Origin of the sequence: Mesorhizobium sp. M7A.F.Ca.CA.002.05.1.1 (genome assembly GCF_003998335.1) — a bacterium.
In the GTDB taxonomy this organism is placed as follows: Bacteria; Pseudomonadota; Alphaproteobacteria; order Rhizobiales; family Rhizobiaceae; genus Mesorhizobium.
Genome location: NZ_RZQI01000788.1, coordinates 1 through 2,805, shown reverse-complemented (window position 1 = coordinate 2,805; position 2,805 = coordinate 1). Strand labels below are relative to the sequence as shown.

The following is a 2,805-nucleotide window of genomic DNA, read 5'->3' as shown; positions in this document are numbered from 1 at the left end:
GGCCTGGGTGATGTCGATTTCGGTGCCGACCGACACTTTTTTCAAGATCACGGTGACCCGGATCTCGCCGGGCAGATTGGGATCGTCGAACCTGTCGGTGTAGAGCAGGCGCTCGCCCGGGACGAGTTCGAGGTACTCGCCGCCGAAGGAATGGCTGTCGCCCGTGGTGAAATTGCGGAACGACATCTTGAACGTGCCGCCGACCTTTGCCTCGAAATTATGAACCGTGCAGGTGAAGCCGTTTGGCGGAAGCCACTTGGCCAGCGCGTCCGCTTCAACGAAGGCGCGATAGACCTTTTCCGGGCTGGTCGTCAGAACGCGGTGCAAACGCACGGTGCCGGGCATATGCTGGATCCTTTCATAAATGCCTGTTCGATACCCCAAGGACGAACGAGGCGTAACAAGTCCGACATTGGTTTGCGAATTTTTTGACGGGATGCGGCCTGCCTCCCCCGCGGGCATGCCGTTCGATGCCGCGCCTATCAACACGAAGCTCGGGCGAGGCGGCGGGCGAACTGCACCGGCTCTGGAGCTGGCGTTCACCTGCTAAATCGGGTTCCTGAGCCATCTTGTTGTTCAGGCGCGGTTTTGCCGATTGGCGGGAAAGGCCGCGCGTCCCGGTCAACGCTTCGAACGCCGCGAAATAGGGTAGCGCGTCTTTGCCGTCCATGTGCCGATCATTAGAATTTGCATTTGATCAGAGTTGATTTCCTATCAGGCCGTTAACGCGGCCATGCTGTTAATCAGCATTTGCTAATGAGTCTTTCGAACCCGAGGCAAGCAATGACCAAGAATCTCGGCAATGCACGTCATACGCCGGCGAAGGACCTGCAGGTCTCCCTTCTAGGCAAAGCCGCGCCGGCACTGTTTCCGCTGGTCGTGGCGGCACTGGGCTACATGGTTGGCAAGCAGTTCTTCGGCATCTAGGCGCGCAGTTCCGTTCTCCCAAACGTTTCGGCGGACCGACCATGTCAACGCGCGGACCGCCGTTTGCATTGCAGCGGCGTGTCGCCGGACATCAACGTCAAACATGCACGTCGCCAAAGGACAGTTCGCCGTCGTCATCGGCCGTGAAAAAGACGATGGCAAGCAACCCGACATAGAATGCGGCCACAACAACCACGATCGCCACACCGGGAACGGGGCCAAGGGCGGCGCTGTCCACGGCTTGGCGAAGCGAGCCGGCAAAGCCGGTCCTGACGCCCACGGTTTGAAGGCTGGGTGTGGATATCTTGAGCACCCAGGCCAGCCAGAGGATCAGGAACAGGTAGATGTAATTCCGCCGCAGCCGACGGGCTAGCGCGACGCGCTGCGACAGCAGGAATTTCGGCGCGCGCAGGCCTTCGCCGACGATGAGCAGCCAGTCCGAGGCGAAGTCGGGCTGTGGGGAAAAGATCTGCGCGAAATAGTGGCGTTCGAACTGGCGTACGCGCGCCCGATAGAAATCGAAGAACCGATAGCGGCGCGCCTCGATCCACAGCAGCAGCAGGATCAGCAGCATGGCGAACAGCAGCACGCCGTGATGCGCACTGGCCGTCGAGAGTGATACCGAAAGCAGCGCCGCCACCACCGTGATTGCCCAATTGGTCGTCAGGTCGAGCCGGTCGCGCCATCCCGCCATGCGAGCGATCTCGGCGCGGTGGAAATGGGACAGCGTGTTGACGCGCTCCGCCGATGAAAGGACGGGGCCAGCGGGCTGTGCCGACGCATCGTTCATGGCATCCTCCGGCAAGGAACAGAACAGTTTGCCGGCAACATCGTTCCAAGACGCGTCACGCAAGAGCGGCATCGGCCACTCGTGATCTATCTCGGCTGCACGGCCCTTGAGAATCCTTCAGCCTTCAGCAACATGGCGGTAGGACTGGGAGCGCGAAGATGAGCAAGGCCATTTCCACCGCATCATCGAGGGTCCCGCGCAACACGCCGATGGCGCTGACCGAGGCGTTGGTCGCGCGCACCATGCGTGCTGTCGAGGATGCCGGGCCGACGCCGGGCATGGTTCACATGACCGATGCCGACTATGCGCGCATCCGCGACGAGGTGCTGGCCGGCGCTCCGGCCGGGCCGCTGAAACTATTTGCCTATGGCTCGCTGTTGTGGAAGCCCGCCGGCGAGGTGAGGGGCGGAGAACGCGCGGTGGCCAGCGGTTGGCATCGTTCGTTCTGCTTCACGGTGCAGCGTTTTCGCGGCACGGTCGAGCAGCCCGGCCTGATGATGGCGCTCGATCGCGGCGGCCAGTGCCAGGGCATGGTGTTCGAGATCGCGGAACCGGTGGCGGCTAACCTCGAAGCGCTCCTGCGCCGCGAAATGACCATCCTGCCCGCCGTCAACGTGCCGCGCTGGCTGCAGGTCAGGACCGAAGGCGGCCCATGTCGCGCGCTTGGCTTCGTCGTCGATCCCGCCAATCCGCGTTATGCCGGCAAGCTCGACAAGCAGGCGATCGCGGCGACGCTGGTGACAGCCGTTGGTCATTGGGGCTCGGGCGCGCAATATCTTTTCGAGACGATCCGCCACCTCGAAGCCTGCGGCATCCGCGACCGCAATTTGTGGCGGCTGCAGGAACTGGTAGCCGAAGAGATCGGGCTAACATCACAACTCACCCGTCCCTGAGCCATACCAGCATCTCGCCGGGCTCGCGGTTGTCCCAGGCGAAATAAGGAATGGCGGTCAGGCGCGTCTCGGCGGTGGCCGGCGGCTCGGGCCTGTAGAGCCCGTCCCGCCACCCGTCGGCGGCATCGGCAAGTGCCGCGGTCGACAGCGTCACCACGCCGCCGAGAAGTTCCGGCCGGTGCTGCGCTTCGATGG

Annotated in this window: 4 protein-coding genes and 1 pseudogene; 2 read left to right on the top strand and 3 right to left on the bottom strand. The window is 62.9% G+C overall.

Annotated elements, in window-relative coordinates:
- Nucleotides 1-345 (bottom strand): SRPBCC family protein (locus tag EN939_RS28455; protein ID WP_127271040.1); only part of this gene is annotated, 345 nt, incomplete at its 3' end.
- Nucleotides 346-783: 438 nt separating this feature from the next.
- Here EN939_RS28455 and EN939_RS28450 point away from each other — a divergent pair.
- Nucleotides 784-927, top strand: a complete 144-nt coding sequence (locus EN939_RS28450) for a hypothetical protein (protein WP_127271038.1) — start codon at nucleotides 784-786, stop codon at nucleotides 925-927.
- A gap of 97 nt (nucleotides 928-1,024) precedes the next feature.
- Here the strand turns inward: EN939_RS28450 and EN939_RS28445 are convergent, their stop codons facing one another.
- Nucleotides 1,025-1,717 carry a DUF2270 domain-containing protein gene (locus EN939_RS28445; protein ID WP_127271036.1) on the bottom strand — a complete coding sequence of 231 codons (693 nt, stop codon included), beginning with the start codon at nucleotides 1,715-1,717 and terminating at the stop codon, nucleotides 1,025-1,027.
- A 158-nt stretch (nucleotides 1,718-1,875) separates the two neighbouring features.
- Here EN939_RS28445 and EN939_RS28440 point away from each other — a divergent pair, with 158 nt between their 5' ends.
- Nucleotides 1,876-2,610, top strand: coding sequence for a gamma-glutamylcyclotransferase (locus EN939_RS28440; protein WP_127271035.1), 735 nt, complete (start codon nucleotides 1,876-1,878; stop codon nucleotides 2,608-2,610).
- On the opposite strand, the pseudogene EN939_RS28435 reads toward EN939_RS28440, so the two are convergent.
- Nucleotides 2,597-2,805, bottom strand: a pseudogene (locus EN939_RS28435) (glycoside hydrolase family 127 protein); the annotation flags it as partial. The gene EN939_RS28440 and the pseudogene EN939_RS28435 sit on opposite strands and share 14 nt — an antisense overlap.